This is a genomic window from Citrobacter sp. Cb028 (assembly GCF_030336705.1).
In the GTDB taxonomy this organism is placed as follows: Bacteria; Pseudomonadota; Gammaproteobacteria; order Enterobacterales; family Enterobacteriaceae; genus Citrobacter; species Citrobacter braakii.
Genome location: NZ_JAOWCZ010000035.1, coordinates 416,568 through 434,574 on the forward strand (window position 1 = coordinate 416,568; position 18,007 = coordinate 434,574).

20 protein-coding genes and 1 tRNA gene are annotated in these 18,007 nt (G+C 54.9%); 16 read left to right on the forward strand and 5 right to left on the reverse strand.

From position 1 onward, the window contains the following. Positions 1–52: 52 nt before the first annotated feature. A complete protein-coding gene (gene mqo, locus OGV75_RS20795) occupies positions 53–1,714 on the forward strand; it encodes a malate dehydrogenase (quinone) (RefSeq protein WP_016153779.1) in 1,662 nt (553 codons plus the stop codon). Positions 1,715–1,761: 47 nt separating this feature from the next. Here mqo and eco read toward each other — a convergent pair whose 3' ends face one another. Further along, the gene (gene eco, locus OGV75_RS20800) at positions 1,762–2,259 is read right to left on the reverse strand and encodes a serine protease inhibitor ecotin (protein ID WP_029139607.1); all 498 of its coding nucleotides are present in this window, start codon (positions 2,257–2,259) and stop codon (positions 1,762–1,764) included. A gap of 412 nt (positions 2,260–2,671) precedes the next feature. Here eco and napF point away from each other — a divergent pair, with 412 nt between their 5' ends. The 15 genes from napF to OGV75_RS20875 all read left to right on the forward strand — a co-directional run bounded on the left by napF (position 2,672) and on the right by OGV75_RS20875 (position 14,857). Next, complete coding sequence (napF, locus tag OGV75_RS20805) at positions 2,672–3,163, forward strand: ferredoxin-type protein NapF (protein ID WP_016157008.1); 492 nt, start codon at positions 2,672–2,674, stop codon at positions 3,161–3,163. Then, complete coding sequence (napD, locus tag OGV75_RS20810; protein WP_016153776.1) at positions 3,153–3,416, forward strand: chaperone NapD; 264 nt, start codon at positions 3,153–3,155, stop codon at positions 3,414–3,416. The genes napF and napD overlap by 11 nt, the downstream gene beginning before the upstream one ends. Then, a complete protein-coding gene (gene napA / locus OGV75_RS20815) occupies positions 3,413–5,899 on the forward strand; it encodes a nitrate reductase catalytic subunit NapA (RefSeq protein ID WP_286481129.1) in 2,487 nt (828 codons plus the stop codon). Before napD ends, napA begins: the two co-directional genes overlap by 4 nt. A 6-nt stretch (positions 5,900–5,905) precedes the next feature. Beyond that, on the forward strand, positions 5,906–6,601 hold the full coding sequence (gene napG, locus OGV75_RS20820) for a ferredoxin-type protein NapG (protein WP_016153774.1): 696 nt from the start codon (positions 5,906–5,908) through the stop codon (positions 6,599–6,601). Continuing rightward, positions 6,588–7,451 (forward strand): quinol dehydrogenase ferredoxin subunit NapH, encoded by an 864-nt coding sequence (gene napH, locus OGV75_RS20825; RefSeq protein WP_019077252.1) that lies wholly within the window; start codon positions 6,588–6,590, stop codon positions 7,449–7,451. The genes napG and napH overlap by 14 nt, the downstream gene beginning before the upstream one ends. Beyond that, the gene (gene napB, locus OGV75_RS20830; RefSeq protein WP_016153772.1) at positions 7,448–7,897 is read left to right on the forward strand and encodes a nitrate reductase cytochrome c-type subunit; all 450 of its coding nucleotides are present in this window, start codon (positions 7,448–7,450) and stop codon (positions 7,895–7,897) included. The genes napH and napB overlap by 4 nt, the downstream gene beginning before the upstream one ends. Positions 7,898–7,906: 9 nt before the next feature. Further along, complete coding sequence (gene napC / locus OGV75_RS20835) at positions 7,907–8,509, forward strand: cytochrome c-type protein NapC (protein WP_003027548.1); 603 nt, start codon at positions 7,907–7,909, stop codon at positions 8,507–8,509. A gap of 20 nt (positions 8,510–8,529) precedes the next feature. Next, a complete protein-coding gene (gene ccmA, locus OGV75_RS20840) occupies positions 8,530–9,150 on the forward strand; it encodes a cytochrome c biogenesis heme-transporting ATPase CcmA (RefSeq protein WP_016153771.1) in 621 nt (206 codons plus the stop codon). Then, positions 9,147–9,806, forward strand: coding sequence for a heme exporter protein CcmB (gene ccmB, locus OGV75_RS20845; protein ID WP_003027542.1), 660 nt, complete (start codon positions 9,147–9,149; stop codon positions 9,804–9,806). Before ccmA ends, ccmB begins: the two co-directional genes overlap by 4 nt. 76 nt (positions 9,807–9,882) lie before the next feature. After that, a complete protein-coding gene (locus OGV75_RS20850) occupies positions 9,883–10,620 on the forward strand; it encodes a heme ABC transporter permease (protein WP_016153769.1) in 738 nt (245 codons plus the stop codon). Continuing rightward, the gene (gene ccmD / locus OGV75_RS20855) at positions 10,617–10,829 is read left to right on the forward strand and encodes a heme exporter protein CcmD (protein WP_016153768.1); all 213 of its coding nucleotides are present in this window, start codon (positions 10,617–10,619) and stop codon (positions 10,827–10,829) included. The genes OGV75_RS20850 and ccmD overlap by 4 nt, the downstream gene beginning before the upstream one ends. After that, the gene (ccmE, locus tag OGV75_RS20860) at positions 10,826–11,305 is read left to right on the forward strand and encodes a cytochrome c maturation protein CcmE (protein ID WP_016153767.1); all 480 of its coding nucleotides are present in this window, start codon (positions 10,826–10,828) and stop codon (positions 11,303–11,305) included. Before ccmD ends, ccmE begins: the two co-directional genes overlap by 4 nt. Then, positions 11,302–13,257 carry a heme lyase CcmF/NrfE family subunit gene (locus OGV75_RS20865; RefSeq protein ID WP_016153766.1) on the forward strand — a complete coding sequence of 652 codons (1,956 nt, stop codon included), beginning with the start codon at positions 11,302–11,304 and terminating at the stop codon, positions 13,255–13,257. Before ccmE ends, OGV75_RS20865 begins: the two co-directional genes overlap by 4 nt. Next, positions 13,254–13,811 (forward strand): thiol:disulfide interchange protein DsbE, encoded by a 558-nt coding sequence (gene dsbE, locus OGV75_RS20870; protein ID WP_003834613.1) that lies wholly within the window; start codon positions 13,254–13,256, stop codon positions 13,809–13,811. Before OGV75_RS20865 ends, dsbE begins: the two co-directional genes overlap by 4 nt. Continuing rightward, the gene (locus tag OGV75_RS20875) at positions 13,808–14,857 is read left to right on the forward strand and encodes a cytochrome c-type biogenesis protein CcmH (protein WP_016153765.1); all 1,050 of its coding nucleotides are present in this window, start codon (positions 13,808–13,810) and stop codon (positions 14,855–14,857) included. The genes dsbE and OGV75_RS20875 overlap by 4 nt, the downstream gene beginning before the upstream one ends. A 59-nt stretch (positions 14,858–14,916) precedes the next feature. Here OGV75_RS20875 and narP read toward each other — a convergent pair whose 3' ends face one another. From narP to OGV75_RS20895, 4 genes are all read right to left on the reverse strand, one after another. Beyond that, a complete protein-coding gene (narP, locus tag OGV75_RS20880) occupies positions 14,917–15,564 on the reverse strand; it encodes a nitrate/nitrite response regulator protein NarP (RefSeq protein ID WP_016153764.1) in 648 nt (215 codons plus the stop codon). Between the two features lie 207 nt (positions 15,565–15,771). Next, a tRNA-Pro gene (locus tag OGV75_RS20885) sits at positions 15,772–15,848 on the reverse strand. A 74-nt stretch (positions 15,849–15,922) separates the two neighbouring features. Continuing rightward, a complete protein-coding gene (yejM, locus tag OGV75_RS20890) occupies positions 15,923–17,683 on the reverse strand; it encodes an LPS biosynthesis-modulating metalloenzyme YejM (protein ID WP_047359192.1) in 1,761 nt (586 codons plus the stop codon). A 31-nt stretch (positions 17,684–17,714) separates the two neighbouring features. Further along, positions 17,715–17,942 (reverse strand): YejL family protein, encoded by a 228-nt coding sequence (locus OGV75_RS20895; RefSeq protein ID WP_003027506.1) that lies wholly within the window; start codon positions 17,940–17,942, stop codon positions 17,715–17,717. Positions 17,943–18,007 lie beyond the last annotated feature (65 nt).

Consider the following 18,007-nt stretch of genomic DNA (forward strand, 5'->3'; position numbering starts at 1 on the left):
TTCACCTGCATTAAAAGCAAAAAAGCGATACTAAAAGTAAGGCATTAACATTATGAAAAAAGTGACTGCCATGCTCTTCACCATGGCCGTTGGGCTGAATGTTGTCTCGATGGCGGCAAAAGCGAAAGCGGCGGAAGAGCAGGAAACGGATGTACTGTTGATTGGCGGCGGCATCATGAGCGCCACGCTGGGAACCTATTTACAGGAGCTGGAACCGCAATGGTCAATGACCATGGTTGAGCGACTGGATGGTGTAGCGCAGGAAAGCTCAAACGGCTGGAATAACGCCGGAACAGGCCACTCCGCACTGATGGAGCTGAACTACACGCCTAAAAAGGCCGACGGTAGCATCAGCATTGAAAAGGCAGTCGAAATCAACGAAGCCTTCCAGATCTCCCGCCAGTTTTGGGCCTATCAGGTCAATAATGGCGTAATGCATGAACCACGCTCATTTATCACCACCGTTCCGCACATGAGTTTTGTCTGGGGTGACGAGAACGTGAACTTCCTGCGTGCCCGTTACACCGCACTGCAGCAGAGCACGTTATTCCGTGGCATGCGTTATTCCGAAGATCACGCGCAGATTAAAGAGTGGGCGCCGCTGGTCATGGAAGGCCGCGATCCGAAGCAGAAAGTCGCGGCAACGCGTACCGAGATTGGTACTGACGTAAACTACGGCGAAATCACGCGCCAGCTGATTGCCTCGTTGCAGAAAAAGCCCAACTTTGCGCTGCAGCTGAGTACCGAAGTGCGTGGCTTTAAACGCAATGCCGACAATAGCTGGACCGTCACGGTCGCCGATCTGAAAAATAACGAAGCGGAACACGATATCAAGGCGAAGTTTGTCTTTATCGGTGCCGGTGGCGCTGCGCTGAAGCTGTTGCAGGAAACCGACATTCCGGAAGCGAAAGGTTATGCCGGATTCCCGGTTGGCGGGCAGTTCCTGGTTGCGGATAATCCGGACGTGGTGAATCGCCACCTGGCGAAAGTGTACGGTCAGGCCTCCGTTGGCGCGCCGCCGATGTCCGTGCCGCACATCGATACCCGTATCCTTGATGGCAAACGCGTCGTGCTGTTTGGGCCATTCGCGACATTCTCCACCAAGTTCCTGAAAAACGGTTCATTGTGGGATCTGCTCAGCTCGACCACCACCTCGAACTTTATGCCGATGGTCAACGTGGGTCTGGATAACTTCGATCTGGTGAAATATCTGGTAAGCCAGGTGATGCTCAGCGATGACGACCGTTTTGCCGCGCTGCAAGAGTACTATCCGCAGGCGAAAAAAGAAGACTGGCGTTTATGGCAGGCGGGCCAGCGTGTGCAGATCATTAAAAGTGATGCGGAGAAGGGCGGTGTGCTGCGTCTGGGTACCGAAGTCGTCAGCGATAAAGAGGGCACCATTGCCGCGCTGCTGGGCGCTTCTCCGGGTGCATCAACCGCGGCGCCGATTATGCTGCATCTGATGGAAAAAGTGTTTAAAGATAAAGTGGCCAGCCCTGAATGGCAGGCGAAACTGAAAACCATTATTCCGTCTTATGGTACCAAGCTGAACGGTAACGTTGAAGCTACGGAACAAGAGCTGCAATACACCAGTGATGTTCTGGGGCTGAAATATGACAAGCCGCAGGCTGCTGATGAAGCGCCGAAACCTCAGCTGAAACCTCAGGCGCAACCGCAGCCTGAGCAGAAAGCTGTAGCGGATATCGCACTGTAAATAAAATGCCGGATAAGGCGGTACGCCGCCCTCCGGCACATTCTTACTTATCGCGCGACTGCGTCCTGAATCTTCTCTTCCGCTTTCCAGATACGGTATTTCACTTCCACGTTCTCCGGCGTATAGACCACAATCGGTAACTTGCTGTTGTAGCGCAGCATGCCGTCATCACCCAGATACGCGGTAATAAATTTCTTCTCTTTCTTACCGTCCGGGCAGGCCATCATGGTTGAAACCGGAGACGTCACTTTGTCGAAGACATAGTAGTCATATCCCCAACCTTCCAGCGTTTTGCTGTCCAGTTCTCCGCCCAGGCGGTGTTGGTTGCAGTCAACTTCCAGCGTTTGTCCGATTAGCAGTTCTACTTTCAGAGTAGATTCATCTTTCTCAGGAGTAAGCTGGATAACCTGGCGCTTCATACCCTTTTCCGCCTTAGGATAAGGGGCGACTTTTTCCAGCGGCTGAGCGCCGGCATCGTTACTGGCAGCCCATGCAGAGGCGCTGGCAAAGGCGGCGAAAAGTACGGCAGGGACAATTGTTTTCATCTTATTGTTCACAGTGTTTCCTTTCTTCTGTCTTATGAACGAGTCTGGGGCAGGTTAACATATTTACATAATCGATTAATCTGTATTTACTTATATTTTAAGTGTATTTGGTAGACGTCTTCTTTCAGGCTAGCGATATATTCTAAGAATAATCTTAATTATAAAATCATTCTCTTTTTGAGTGGTTCGTTATATACAGTGTTATATAACTCATTGAAATGTGAGCAAAAGCGCATTTTTTCCCGCCAACTCAACACTCCTTTGATCCGGCAACAGCATTTACCCCGATTGGGGTATGCACCTCTAACACATCCTGAAATATCTTACGACTAAAAATAACTACTCATAAATAGTGCAGTTTTTATGTCGTTCAACCCACCAGGGGAGGGCGTCATTATGGAAGGACAATGTCATGGTTGATTTATCCCGTCGAGGCATGTTGACAGGCAGTTGGCGAAACGCCAACTCAGGGATCCGTCCGCCCTGGAGCAAGGAAGACTCTCACTTTCTGGCCCATTGCCTTCGTTGTGACGCCTGCATCCAGGCGTGTGAAACCGACATCCTGCAGCGAGGCCAGGGCGGTTATCCGAGCGTAAATTTCAAACACGGCGAGTGTAGCTTTTGCTATGCCTGCGCAGAGGCCTGTTCTGAATCCCTTTTTCTTCCGCGCCACACCAGGGCATGGGATCTGAATTTTACGATTGGGGAAAACTGTCTCGCACATCAGTCCGTTGAATGTCATCGCTGTCAGGATAGCTGTGAACCCATGGCCATAACCTTTCGTCCCACGCTGTCCGGCATTTATCAGCCGCAGCTCGACAATCAGGACTGTAACGGATGTGGCGCATGTGTCGCTATCTGCCCGGTATCAGCCATTAACGCGGAGTACAACCATGGACAATAACTGGCAGGTCTGCAGCCTGGTCGTTCAGGCCAAAAGTCAGCATATCAATGATATCGCCACGCAGTTGCGTTCGTTCCCAGGTTGCGAAGTTGCACTCAGCGATGTGGAAAGCGGTCAACTGATCGTGGTGGTGGAAGCTGAGCACAGCGAGACGTTAATGAAAACTATTGAGTCAGTGCGCAACGTTGCGGGCGTGCTGGCGGTGTCGCTGGTTTATCACCAGCAGGATGAGCAAGGTGAGGAAACACCATGAAACTCAGTCGTCGTAGCTTTATGAAAGCTAACGCCGTTGCGGCCGCTGCGGCGGCTGCCGGGTTAAGCGTGCCGGGCGTAGCCCGTGCGGTAGTCGGTCAGCAAGAAGCCATCAAATGGGACAAAGCCCCGTGCCGTTTTTGCGGGACGGGCTGTGGCGTATTGGTCGGGACGCAGCAAGGGCGTGTTGTGGCATGCCAGGGCGATCCGGATGCGCCGGTTAACCGTGGGCTTAACTGCATCAAAGGTTACTTCCTGCCGAAAATCATGTACGGAAAAGACCGTTTAACGCAGCCGATGCTGCGCATGAAGGACGGTAAGTATCACAAAGAAGGCGAGTTCACCCCGATTAGCTGGGACCAAGCCTTTGACGTGATGGAAGAGAAATTCAAAACGTCCCTGAAAGAGAAAGGCCCGGAGTCTATCGGTATGTTCGGCTCGGGTCAGTGGACGATTTGGGAAGGTTATGCCGCTGCCAAATTGTTTAAAGCGGGTTTCCGTTCGAATAACATCGACCCGAACGCGCGTCACTGCATGGCGTCAGCGGTAGTCGGCTTTATGCGTACCTTCGGTATGGATGAACCGATGGGCTGCTATGACGATATCGAGCATGCAGATGCTTTCGTCCTGTGGGGCGCGAATATGGCGGAGATGCACCCGATCCTGTGGTCGCGCATCACCAACCGTCGTCTGTCTGATCCCAATGTTAATGTCGCGGTGCTCTCCACCTTCCAGCACCGCAGCTTTGAGCTGGCGGATAACGGCATGGTCTTCACGCCGCAAACCGATCTGGTGATCCTCAACTACATCGCTAACTACATCATTCAAAACAATGCGATCAACCAGGATTTCTTTAGCAAGCACGTTAATCTGCGTAAAGGCGTGACGGACATCGGCTACGGTCTGCGTCCAACCCACCCGCTGGAAAAAGCGGCGAAAAACCCGGGATCCGATGCCTCTGAGCCGATGAGCTTTGAGGATTACAAAGCCTTTGTTGCCGAGTACACGCTGGATAAAACCGCCGAAATGACCGGCGTACCGAAAGATCAGCTGGAACAGCTGGCGCAGCTGTATGCCGATCCGAAGAAAAAAGTCATCTCCTACTGGACGATGGGCTTCAACCAGCATACCCGCGGCGTGTGGGCCAACAACCTGGTCTATAACCTGCACCTGTTGACCGGTAAAATCTCCCAGCCAGGCTGCGGTCCGTTCTCTTTGACCGGTCAGCCTTCCGCCTGCGGTACCGCGCGTGAAGTCGGTACGTTCTCCCACCGTCTGCCTGCGGACATGGTGGTTACGAACGAAAAACACCGCGATATCTGTGAGAAGCACTGGAATATTCCGGCGGGGACCATTCCGGCAAAAATCGGTCTGCATGCCGTGGCGCAAGACCGTGCGCTGAAAGATGGCAAGCTCAATGTCTACTGGGCGATGTGTACCAACAACATGCAGGCCGGTCCGAACATCAACGAAGAGCGTATGCCGGGCTGGCGCGATCCGCGCAACTTCATCATCGTCTCCGATCCGTACCCGACGGTCAGCGCTCTGTCGGCCGACCTGATCCTGCCGACCGCGATGTGGGTAGAGAAAGAAGGTGCTTACGGTAACGCGGAACGTCGTACACAGTTCTGGCGTCAGCAGATTAAAGCGCCGGGTGAATCGAAATCGGATCTGTGGCAACTGGTGCAGTTCTCTCGTCGCTTCAAAACAGAAGAAGTGTGGCCGGAAGCGCTGTTGGCGCAGAAACCGGAACTGCGCGGCAAAACGCTGTATGACGTACTGTTTGCCACGCCTGCAGTGACGAAATTCCCGGTGGCTGAACTGGCAGAAGATCAACTGAACGATGAATCCCGCGAGCTGGGTTTCTATCTGCAAAAAGGGCTGTTCGAAGAGTACGCCTGGTTTGGCCGCGGTCACGGGCATGACCTTGCGCCATTTGACGATTACCACAAAGCGCGCGGTTTACGCTGGCCGGTCGTTGAGGACAAAGAGACCCAGTGGCGCTACAGCGAAGGCAACGACCCTTACGTGAAAGCGGGTGAAAGCTACAAGTTCTACGGTAAGCCGGACGGCAAAGCGGTCATCTTCGCGCTGCCATTTGAACCTGCCGCAGAAGCGCCGGATAAAGAGTACGACCTGTGGCTGTCTACCGGACGTGTGCTGGAGCACTGGCATACCGGCAGCATGACGCGTCGCGTACCTGAGCTGCACCGTGCTTTCCCGGAAGCTGTGCTGTTTATCCATCCGCTGGATGCAAAAGCACGCGATCTGCGCCGTGGCGACAAAGTCAAAGTGGTTTCCCGTCGTGGTGAAGTTATCTCGATAGTTGAAACGCGCGGGCGTAACCGTCCACCGCAGGGGCTGGTCTACATGCCGTTCTTCGACGCCGCACAGCTGGTGAACAACCTGACGCTGGATGCGACGGATCCGCTCTCCAAAGAGACGGATTTCAAGAAGTGCGCTGTGAAACTGGCGAAGGTGTAACGCCTTATGTCCCGGTCAGCAAAACCCCAAAATGGCCGCCGCCGCTTTCTGCGCGATATGGTTCGCGCAGCGGGCGGACTGGCCGTCGTTGGCGTGGCGCTGGGGTTGCAACAGCAAACCGCACGTGCAACCGGCGTGCGGCTACGCCCGCCAGGCGCACTGAGCGAGGAGGCATTCGCCAGTGCCTGCGTGCGCTGTGGTCAGTGCGTTCAGGCCTGCCCGTATGACACGCTGAAGCTGGCGACGCTTGCCTCAGGGCTGGCTGCCGGTACGCCGTATTTTGTCGCGCGTGATATTCCCTGCGAAATGTGTGAAGACATTCCGTGCGCCAAAGTTTGCCCCAGCGGCGCGTTGGACAGGGACATTGAATCTATTGACGATTCACGCATGGGGCTGGCGGTACTGCTGGATCACGAAAACTGCCTCAACTATCAGGGATTACGCTGCGACGTTTGCTATCGCGAATGCCCGAAAATCGATGAGGCTATCACCCTGGAGCTGGACCGCAACATGCGTACCGGCAAGCATGCGCGGTTTATTCCGACCGTACACAGCGATGCCTGCACCGGCTGCGGGAAATGCGAAAAAGTCTGCGTCCTGGAGCAGCCAGCAATAAAAGTTCTGCCCCTGTCGCTGGCGAAAGGGGAGTTAGGACACCATTACCGCTTCGGTTGGCTGGAGGGGAACAATGGCAAATCGTAAACGTGACGCCGGGCGTGAAGCGCAGGCAAAAAAAGGATGGTGGAAGAGTCATCGCTGGCTGGTGCTGCGTCGTCTGAGCCAGTTTCTGATACTGGCGATGTTCCTTAGCGGCCCGTGGCTTGGCGTCTGGATCCTGCATGGCAATTACAGTAGCAGCCTGTTGCTGGACTCCATCCCGTTCACCGATCCGCTGATTACCCTGCAAAGCCTTGCCAGCGGGCACCTGCCGGCGACGGTTGCGTTAACGGGGGCGGTCATCATCACGGTGCTGTATGCCCTGGCGGGTAAGCGACTGTTTTGCAGTTGGGTTTGTCCCATGAACCCTGTCACCGATTTAGCCAGTTGGTTGCGCAGAAGGTTTGACCTGAATCAGTCTGCAACCCTGCCGCGCCATATACGGTACGTCCTGCTGGTGGTTATCCTGGTCGGTTCCGCGCTGACCGGTACGCTGCTGTGGGAGTGGATAAACCCAGTCTCTCTGCTCGGACGGAGCCTGGTCATGGGATTTGGCAGCGGGGCGCTGCTGATCCTCGCGCTGTTTTTATTTGATCTACTGGTCGTTGAGCATGGCTGGTGCGGGCATCTTTGCCCACTGGGTGCGCTGTATAGCGTGGTGGGGAGTAAAGGTGCATTAACCGTTTCGGCAAAAGAACGTAACAGATGTAACCGCTGTATGGATTGTTTTCATGTTTGCCCGGAACCGCATGTGCTACGTGCGCCGGTGCTGGATGAGCAAAGTCCGGTGCAGGTAACCAGCCGCGATTGCATGGCCTGCGGTCGCTGTGTGGATGTCTGTTCTGAGGATGTTTTTACAATAACAACACGATGGAGTTCGGGAGCGAAATCATGAAAAGCCATGACCTGATTAAAGCGCTGAGTCAATGGACGGCTGCGCTGGCCCTGGTAGTCAGTGGGGCCGTTTGGGCTGCAAACGGAGTGGATCTGAGTCAGTCACCGGAAGTCTCAGGGACACAAGAAGGGGCGATTCGCATGCCGAAAGAGCAAGTGCGTATGCCGCTGAACTATGTGAATCAGCCGCCGATGGTTCCGCACAGCGTTGAAGGGTATCAGGTGACGACTAACACTAACCGCTGCCTGCAATGTCACGGTGTGGAAAGCTATCGCACCACCGGTGCGCCGCGCATCAGTCCGACGCACTTTATGGACAGCGACGGTAAGGTATTGGCTGAAGTCGCGCCGCGTCGTTATTTCTGCCTGCAATGTCACGTTCCGCAGGCTGACGCCGCGCCGATTGTTGAAAATACCTTCACCCCCTCGAAAGGTTACGGGAAATAAGAGGTCATTATGGAAAATTCTAACCGTAAACCAGGCTGGATTAAGCGCGTCTGGCAATGGTGGCGTCGCCCCAGCCGTCTGGCGCTCGGCACGCTGTTGTTAATCGGCTTTGTGGGCGGCATTATTTTCTGGGGCGGCTTTAATACCGGTATGGAAAAGGCCAATACAGAAGAGTTCTGCATTAGCTGTCACGAAATGCGCAATACGGTGTACCAGGAATACATGGAAACCGTACACTACAACAACCGTAGTGGTGTGCGAGCGACTTGCCCTGATTGCCACGTCCCACATGAGTGGGGTCCGAAAATGATTCGTAAGATCAAGGCCAGTAAAGAGCTGTACGCGAAAGCACTGGGGCTGATAGATACACCGCAGAAATTTGAAGACCATCGTTTAACGATGGCGCAAAATGAGTGGCGGCGTATGAAAGATAACAATTCGCAAGAGTGTCGAAACTGTCACAACTTCGAGTTTATGGATTTAACCGCCCAGAAAGGCGTTGCGGCCAAAATGCACGACCAGGCCGTGAAAGACGGGCAAACCTGTATTGACTGTCATAAAGGGATAGCGCACAAACTGCCTGATATGCGCGAAGTCAAACCGGGATTTTAACAGGATGTAGATAACCAGGTATGCTTGAAGCCAGAGAATTACTTTGCGAGCGGGATGACAGAATACTGTTCAGCGATTTGTCATTTCGCGTCAACGCAGGGGAATGGGTACAAATTACCGGCAGCAACGGCGCAGGGAAAACCACTTTGCTGCGGTTACTTACCGGGCTGGCGCGTCCAGACGCAGGGGAGGTTTGCTGGCAAGAGCAACCGCTGCATCACGTGCGGGACAGCTACCATCAACAACTGCTGTGGATCGGACATCAGCCGGGGATAAAAACCCGGCTTTCGGCGTTGGAAAACCTGCGTTTCTTTCACCATGACGGCGACGTCGCACAGTGTCTGGCTGCGCTGGCGCAGGCGGGGCTTGCCGGATATGAAGACATCCCGGTGAATCAACTCTCCGCCGGACAACAGCGGCGCGTGGCGCTGGCCCGTTTGTGGCTGACCCGCGCCCGGCTGTGGATCCTCGACGAACCCTTTACCGCCATTGATGTGAACGGCGTTGAGCGACTGACTCAGCGTATGGCGCAGCATACGGAGCAGGGCGGTATTGTTATTCTCACCACCCACCAACCGCTCAATGTCGAGACCGATAAAGTGCGACGTATTGCGCTGACCAGCGAGAGGGCAACGCAATGATGTGGCGAATCTTCCGTTTAGAACTACGAGTTGCGTTTCGTCATAGTGCGGAAATCGCCAATCCTTTATGGTTCTTCCTGATTGTTATTACGCTGTTCCCGCTGAGCATTGGGCCGGAGCCGCAACTGCTGGCGCGTATTGCACCGGGCATCATCTGGGTTGCGGCGTTGCTGGCGTCGTTGCTGGCGCTGGAGCGCCTGTTTCGTGATGATCTGCAGGACGGCAGCCTTGAGCAACTGATGCTGCTGCCGTTGCCGCTGCCGGCAGTGGTGCTGGCGAAAGTGATGGCGCACTGGGTCGTGACCGGCCTGCCGCTGCTGATCCTCTCGCCGCTGGTGGCGTTGCTGCTGGGCATGGATATGTACGGCTGGAAAATTATGGCGCTGACCTTGTTACTCGGGACGCCGACGCTGGGCTTCCTCGGCGCGCCGGGCGTGGGGTTGACGGTGGGCTTAAAGCGCGGCGGCGTGCTGTTAAGCGTGCTGGTACTTCCGCTCACCATACCCTTACTGATTTTTGCGACCGCGGCGATGGATGCGGCTTCCATGCACTTACCGGTTGAAGGGTACATGGCGATTCTGGGCGCGTTGCTGGTCGGCAGCGCCACGCTAAGCCCGTTTGCCACAGCTGCGGCGTTACGGATCAGCGTGCAGTAGCGCAGTTGAGATATGCAGGCCGGGCAAGGCGCCCCGGCACAACGGATATTAATTTACGGAGTCTGGTGACTGAACTATGTGGAAAACACTTCATCAATTGGCGATGCCTCCTCGGCTCTATCAGATCTGCGGCTGGTTTATCCCGTGGCTGGCGATTGCCAGCGCGGTGGTACTGATAACCGGGTTGATCTGGGGCTTTGGCTTCGCGCCTGCGGATTATCAGCAGGGGCAGAGCTATCGCATTATTTATCTGCACGTTCCGGCGGCAATTTGGTCGATGGGTATTTATGCATCGATGGCCGTTGCCGCGTTTATTGGCCTGGTCTGGCAGATGAAAATGGCCAATCTGGCGCTGGCCGCGATGGCGCCCATTGGTGCCGTGTTTACCTTTATTGCGCTGGTGACGGGCTCTGCATGGGGCAAACCGATGTGGGGCACCTGGTGGGTCTGGGATGCCCGACTCACCTCTGAACTGGTGCTGCTGTTTCTCTACGTCGGCGCCATTGCGCTGTGGCATGCCTTTGACGACCGCCGTCTGGCTGGTCGCGCTGCCGGCATTCTGGTGCTGATTGGCGTGGTCAACTTGCCGATTATTCACTACTCGGTTGAGTGGTGGAATACGCTGCATCAGGGGTCGACCCGTATGCAGCAGAGTATCGATCCGGCAATGCGCGCGCCGCTGCGTCTGGCGATCGTCGGCTACCTGTTACTGTTTGTCACGCTGGCGCTGATGCGCATGCGTAACCTGATTTTGATGATGGAAAAACGCCGCCCGTGGGTGAGCGAACTGATCTTAAAAAGAGGCCGCCAATGACCCCTGCATTTGCATCATGGAGTGATTTTTTCGCGATGGGCGGTTACGCCTTGTATGTCTGGCTGGCTGTGGCGATGAGCATTGTCCCGCTGGTGGCGCTGGTGCTGCATTCTGCGTTACAGCATCGTGCAATCTTACGCGGTGTCGCGCAGCAGCGGGCGAGAGAAGCGCGCATGCGCGCGGCGCAAGTGCAACGGGAGGCGGCGTGAATATTCGACGTAAAAATCGGTTATGGATAGCCTGCGCGGTCCTGGCAGGTCTGGCTTTGACCATTTCGCTGGTGCTCTACGCGCTGCGTTCCAATATCGATCTGTTCTATACGCCGGGAGAGATACTCTACGGTAAGCGCGAAACGCAGCAAATGCCTGAAGTCGGCCAGCGCCTGCGCGTGGGCGGTATGGTAATGCCTGGCAGCGTAAAGCGCGATCCGCAGTCGCTGAAGGTGAATTTCAGCATCTATGACGCCGAAGGTGTGGTGGATGTCACCTATGAAGGCATTCTGCCGGATCTGTTCCGCGAAGGGCAGGGCGTCGTCGTTCAGGGCGAACTGGACGGGGGAAATCATGTGCAGGCCAAAGAAGTGCTTGCTAAACATGATGAAAATTACACCCCGCCGGAAGTCGAAAAAGCGATGCAGGAAAACCACCGTCGCCCGGAAAGTGTTTATAAGGATAAAACGTCATGATGCCTGAAATTGGCAATGCGCTGTTGTGCCTTGCGCTTGGCGTTGCATTACTGCTGTCGGTCTATCCGCTGTGGGGCGTAGCGCGCGGCGACGTGCGGATGATGGCCTCCGCGCGTCCCTTTGCCTGGGTACTGTTTATCTGTGTGATGGGGGCGTTCCTGATTCTGGTCAACGCCTTCGTGGTTAATGACTTTACCGTGACCTACGTCGCCAGCAACTCCAATACCCAGCTTCCGGTCTGGTATCGGGTGGCGGCGACGTGGGGGGCGCATGAAGGCTCGTTGCTGCTGTGGGTGCTGCTGATGAGCGGCTGGACGTTCGCCGTTGCGGCGTTCAGCCAGCGCATGCCGCTGGATATCGTCGCCCGCGTGCTGGCGGTCATGGGAATGGTCAGCGTCGGTTTCCTGCTGTTTATTCTGTTTACCTCCAACCCGTTTGCCCGCACGTTGCCGAACTTCCCGATTGAAGGACGTGACCTGAACCCGCTGTTGCAGGATCCGGGGCTGATTTTCCATCCGCCGCTGCTGTACATGGGGTATGTCGGCTTCTCGGTCGCTTTTGCGTTTGCGATTGCTGCGCTGATGAGTGGACGACTGGACAGCACATTCGCCCGTTTTTCGCGTCCGTGGACGCTGGCCGCGTGGGTGTTTCTGACGCTGGGCATTGTGCTCGGTTCGGCCTGGGCCTATTACGAGCTGGGCTGGGGCGGCTGGTGGTTCTGGGATCCGGTTGAAAACGCCTCGTTTATGCCATGGCTGGTGGGAACGGCGCTGATGCACTCGCTGTCGGTAACCGAACAGCGCGCCAGCTTTAAAGCCTGGACGCTGTTGCTGTCAATCTGCGCATTCTCACTTTGTCTGTTAGGTACTTTCCTGGTGCGCTCCGGCGTACTGGTGTCGGTGCATGCTTTCGCCTCCGATCCGTCGCGCGGGATGTTTATTCTGGCCTTTATGGTGCTGGTAATTGGCGGCTCCCTGCTGCTGTTTGCGGTGCGCGGTCACAAGGTTCGCTCACGGGTGAACAACGCGCTGTGGTCGCGTGAATCGCTGCTGCTGGGGAATAACGTCCTGCTGATTGCCGCCATGCTGGTGGTGCTACTGGGCACGCTGCTGCCGCTGGTGCACAAACAGCTGGGACTGGGCAGCATTTCGATTGGCGAGCCGTTTTTCAACACCATGTTCACCTGGCTGATGGCGCCGTTCGCACTGTTGTTGGGGATTGGGCCATTAGTGCGCTGGGGCCGTGACCGACCGCGTAAACTGAAAACGTTATTGCTTATCGCGTTTGTCACCACCCTTGTTCTGTCGCTGCTGCTGCCGTGGCTGCTTGAGGATCGCATTGCCGCCATGACAGTGGTGGGGCTGGCGATGGCGTGCTGGATATTCGTACTGGCGATGTCCGAAGCGTTCCTGCGTATTTCCCGTGGGACAAAGCTGACGCCAAGCTACTGGGGCATGGTATCGGGTCACGTTGGGCTGGCGATTACCATTGTTGGTATTGCCTTTAGCCAGAACTACAGCGTTGAACGCGATGTGCGCATGAAAGCGGGTGATAGCGTTAGTATCCATAACTATCAGTTCACTTTCCGCGAAGTGAAAGATATTACCGGGCCAAACTACCGGGGCGGCGTTGCCATTATTGGCGTTACCCGAGACGGTAAGCCGGAAGCCACGCTGCATGCGGAAAAACGCTTCTATAACAGCACCAGTTCGATGATGACCGAAGCGGCAATTGACGGTGGATTCACGCGCGATCTGTACGCTGCGCTGGGTGAAGAACTGGATAATGGCGCATGGGCTGTACGCCTGTACTACAAACCGTTTATTCGCTGGATTTGGGCCGGAGGATTGCTGATGGCGCTGGGCGGGTTGTTCTGCCTGTTTGATCCACGCTATCGCCAGCGGACGCGTCCTCGCGCCGCGGTGCAAAAAAATGCGTCGGAGGCTGTATGAAGCGCAACGCACTGTTAATTCCGTTTATTATTTTTCTCATCATTGCGGCGGCGCTGTTGTGGCAGCTCGCGCGTAACGCTCAGGGGGACGATCCCACTAATCTGGAATCGGCGCTGATCGGCAAACCTGTTCCAACATTCCGCCTGGAGTCACTGGAAAATCCGGGTCAGCACTATCAGGCCGATGTACTGACGCAGGGCAAACCGGTATTGCTGAACGTCTGGGCGACCTGGTGCCCGACCTGTCGCGCCGAGCATCAGTATCTGAATCAGCTGTCTGCGCAAGGCGTGCGGGTAGTGGGTCTGAACTATAAAGATGATCGTCAGAAAGCCATTGTCTGGCTGAAAGAGCTGGGTAATCCTTACTCATTAAGTCTGTTTGACGGCGACGGTATGCTCGGTCTGGATCTTGGCGTGTACGGTGCTCCTGAGACGTTCCTGATCGACGGCAAAGGCATTATTCGCTATCGCCATGCCGGCGATCTGAACGCCCGGGTGTGGGAGAGCGAAATCAAACCGTTATGGGACAAGTACAGTAAGGAGGCTGCGCAATGAGATTTTTACTGGGCCTGCTAATGCTGGTTATCTCGGGATCCGCGCTTGCGACTATCGACGTGATGCAGTTTAAGGACGAAGCGCAGGAGCAGCAGTTCCGCCAGCTTACTGAGCAACTGCGTTGTCCTAAATGCCAGAACAACAGCATTGCCGATTCTAACTCGATGATTGCCACCGACCTGCGTCAGAAAGTGTACGAACTGATGCAGGAAGGAAAAAGCCAGAAAGAAATTGTCGATTACATGGTGGCGCGCTACGGCAACTTCGTCACGTACGATCCGCCGTTAACGCCGCTTACCGTGCTGCTGTGGGTGATGCCGGTGGTAGCGATTGGTCTGGGGGGCTGGATTATTTTCGCCCGTACTCGCCGACGCGTTCGGGTGAAACAGGAAGCGTTTCCTGACGATGTTATTCCGAATGGCAAGCGCGGTGGATTCGGGTTGTTTGTGCCTGGTATCGTGGTGGCGCTGGTGGTTGGCGCAGTAAGCTATTACCAAACCGGCAGCTATAAGCAGGTTCAGGTCTGGCAGCAGGCCACTGCTCAGGCTCCGGCGTTGCTGGAGCGGGCATTGGATCCGAAAGCGGAACCGCTCAATGAAGAAGATATGGCGCGTCTGGCGCTGGGGCTGCGCACACGTTTACAAGCCGATCCCGCAAATGTTGAAGGCTGGATCATGCTTGGACGCATTGGCATGGTTCTCGGTAACGCCAGTACGGCCACTGAAGCCTATGCCAATGCCTATCGACTGGATCCTAAAAACAGCGATGCGGCGCTGGGCTATGCGGAAGCGCTGACCCGTTCTTCCGATCCTGATGATAACCGTCGGGGAGGGGAGCTGTTACGCCAACTGGTGCGTGGCGAACATGCCAACGTGCGAGTTCTCAGCATGTACGCTTTCAACGCCTTTGAACAGCAGCGCTTCGGCGAGGCGGTTGCGGCGTGGGAGATGATGCTGAAACTATTACCTGCCAACGATACCCGTCGGGCGGTAATAGAACGGAGCATTAAGCAGGCGATGGAGCAGCTAACGCCGCAGGAGAAATAAGTATCCAGAATAGCCCCGATAGCGCTTCGCATATCGGGGCTATCCGGCCTCTTCATGGATTACTGCATTCCACGCGTTTGTAAAAACAGGATAGTGGCAGCAACGCGAGAGCGCACATTGAGTTTGCGCAGCAGGTTGCGAATATGCACTTTCACGGTCTGTTCGGAAATATTCAGCACTGACGCAATCTGTTTGTTCGACAGCCCCTGAGCCAGTTCATGCAATACATCCAGTTCACGTTCGGTGAGAATGCTGAAGGGATCTTCTTGTGCGCCGAACAGGTCGCGTTCGCGCAGATATTCGCTGACGCGTGTGCTAAAAGCTTTACCGCCTTTGGCGCCGCTGCGAATGGCCTCCAGCAAGACTTCAGGATCGCTGTCTTTGAGTAAATAACCATCCGCGCCGGCATCAATTAAGGCGTACACATCGCTGGCTGCATCCGAGACGGTAAGAATAATAATTTGCGCGGTGACGCCATCCCGGCGCAGCGCGTTCAGGGTGTCCAGTCCGCTCATGCCTTTCATATTGAGATCCAGCAGGATCACATCCAGGTCCAGACGGTTAGCCAGATCGATAGCGCTGGCACCGTCGCCTGCTTCCGCGACTACGTTAAATGCGGGATCCAGTTGCAATAATTGACTAATTCCTCGCCGCATTAGTGGGTGGTCGTCGACAATCAGCACCCGAAAAGGCGTTGCTTCAGGCATACTATTCTCCTGAGTTTTTATTAGTATCATTATTGTTTTCAGCGCATCACTCGTCTAGTTTCATCGCGCTGATGAGAGGGTAAATTTTACCCCAATTTGTGCATGGGTAAGTAGTAAAACCTGTGCTAAAGGCCGGGGTAATAATAAGGAACGTGGAATCGCGGGCATAAAAAAACCAACCATGAAGGTTGGTTTTTCTGGGATTTTTGGTCGGCACGAGAGGATTTGAACCTCCGACCCCCGACACCCCATGACGGTGCGCTACCAGGCTGCGCTACGTGCCGACGCTATGGCTGCTAATACTACTGCTTTCCGCTGCGAATGCAAGGGGAAGCATCGCTAAGTGATTTATAATTAATCAGTTAGCAATAAATCGTTTCTCATCCGTCAGAACCTGTAGCAGCAGGCTTAGCTGCGGTTTCTGATCTTTTATTTTTTCGCCGCGTAAATCATAGGTCTGATAATTACCGTTGTTGTTCAGCACCAGCGTCATCTCTGGCGTCGTAACTGCCATCGTGCTGCCGTCGGCGGCGGTAACCCAGTAATGGCGGCGGTTTGCATTGAACAGATCCTGCCCCTGCGAGTATTCGTTAGCAGGCGTGCTGACGTGCAGCAGGCGCTGCATGAGCGTTGTCATCAGGTCTGTATGATCGGTCAGGCTATTGATGCGTTGGGCAGGCGTTCCCGGCCAGTGAATAACCAGCGGAACCTGCAGATGACCGCGCGACCAGGCAAAATTGTTCTCTTCCTGAGTCAGCGGCACGCCCCGACCTGCGGTAATAATCACCACCGTGTTGTTCAGTTTACCGGAGTCGCGCAGGGCACTAAGAATACGGTTAATATTGGCATCCACATCCTGAGCGGCGCTGGCATAGCGTTTGGCAAAGTTCTTCTGGTTGCTGTTATCAAGGTTCGTCCCGTTAAAGGAGACCCACGAGAACCAGCGGTTATCTTCCTGCGCGTAGCGTCCCAGCCAGTTAATCCACTGGCTTGCGGTTTGTTCGTCAGATTGCGTTTGTACGCTTGGCATGGAGAAGTCTGACAGCAGCGCCTGGCGATACAGCGGGCTGGTAAAGCCATCCGAGGAGAATAGCCCTAACTGGTAACCCTGCTGGTTCAGTGCAGTAATCAGCGCCGCAGGCGTACGGGTCGACAAAATGCCGTCCATGTAGCTTGGCGAGACACCATAGAACAGGCCAAAGATGCCGTTATCCGTGGTGTTGCCTGAGCTCATGTGACGCGTAAACGAGATATTCTGCCCGGCGAATACAGCCAGCGCAGGCATCTGTTTTTCAAAGCGTGAGTAGTTCAGACCGTCGACGGTAATCAGCAGCACGTTCTGACCGGTGCCCATATCGCGATAGCGCAGTTCGCTGAGCGGGTACTGCACGGAAACCGCTTCCGGATTGCCCTGTTCGATCAGGCGACGCTGATACTCTTGCGCATCCAGCAGGCCATGTTTTTCCAGGAATTTACGTGCCGTCATCGGGTAGGAGAGCGGCAGATTCGCACGCTGCATGGTAATCGGGCGATAAAAATTGGCATCCGCCCAGATATACACCACGTGCGAGGCGATAAAGGAAACGAAGAAGAATGCTGCTAACGGTTTGGCAAAATGGCGACGACGCGTCAGGCTGCGCAGCTTTTGCCAGCTCCAGGTTGCAAACAGCATTTCAATTAACAGAATAACCGGTACGCTGATAAACATCAGTTGCCAGTCACGCGCCGCTTCATTCTGGTCTGGGTTGATGACCAGTTCCCAGACGATCGGATTGAGATGCAGGTGGAAGCGGGTAAAAACTTCGCTGTCGATTAGCAACAGCGTCATGCCAGCCGTCGCCAGAATAGCTGATAAGAATCGCATCAGCCTCTGGGACATGACGATAAACGTCAGGGGAAACAGGATCAGCAGATAGGTGGCGAACACCAGAAAGCTAAAATGCCCGACAACGCTCAGGTAGGAATAAACACGACCTGCAAGGGTTGTCGGCCAGTCGGCGACAAACAGGTAACGGCTACCGAGCACCATGGCCAACAGAATGTTGAACAAGGCAAACCAGTGCCCCCAGCTAACCATCTGGGAGACTTTCTCACGGTAGCGTTGACGATGAGTTACCATAAACTGTTGTTCGTTTCCCCGGAGCAGGCTCTTAATGCGCTTGGTCGTCGTTTACCGAAGACTGCAATGCGCGGGCAAAAGAGTTGGCAATCGCCTGGCGCTGGGCCGGTGCGATGCTTGTGTTGATAAGGTTAGTCACCATATTTCCCAGTACCATCAGGGAAAGGTCGGTTGGCGCCTTATGTTTTTCCAGTACGTTGAGCATCTCATTCAGCAGTTGTTCAACGTGTTCGTCACTATAGCGGGAAATTTGTGGCATAAATCGAAATCAGTCTGTTCATGAAAGGGCAACATATTACCGTACAGACAGTTTTTTTTCTGCTT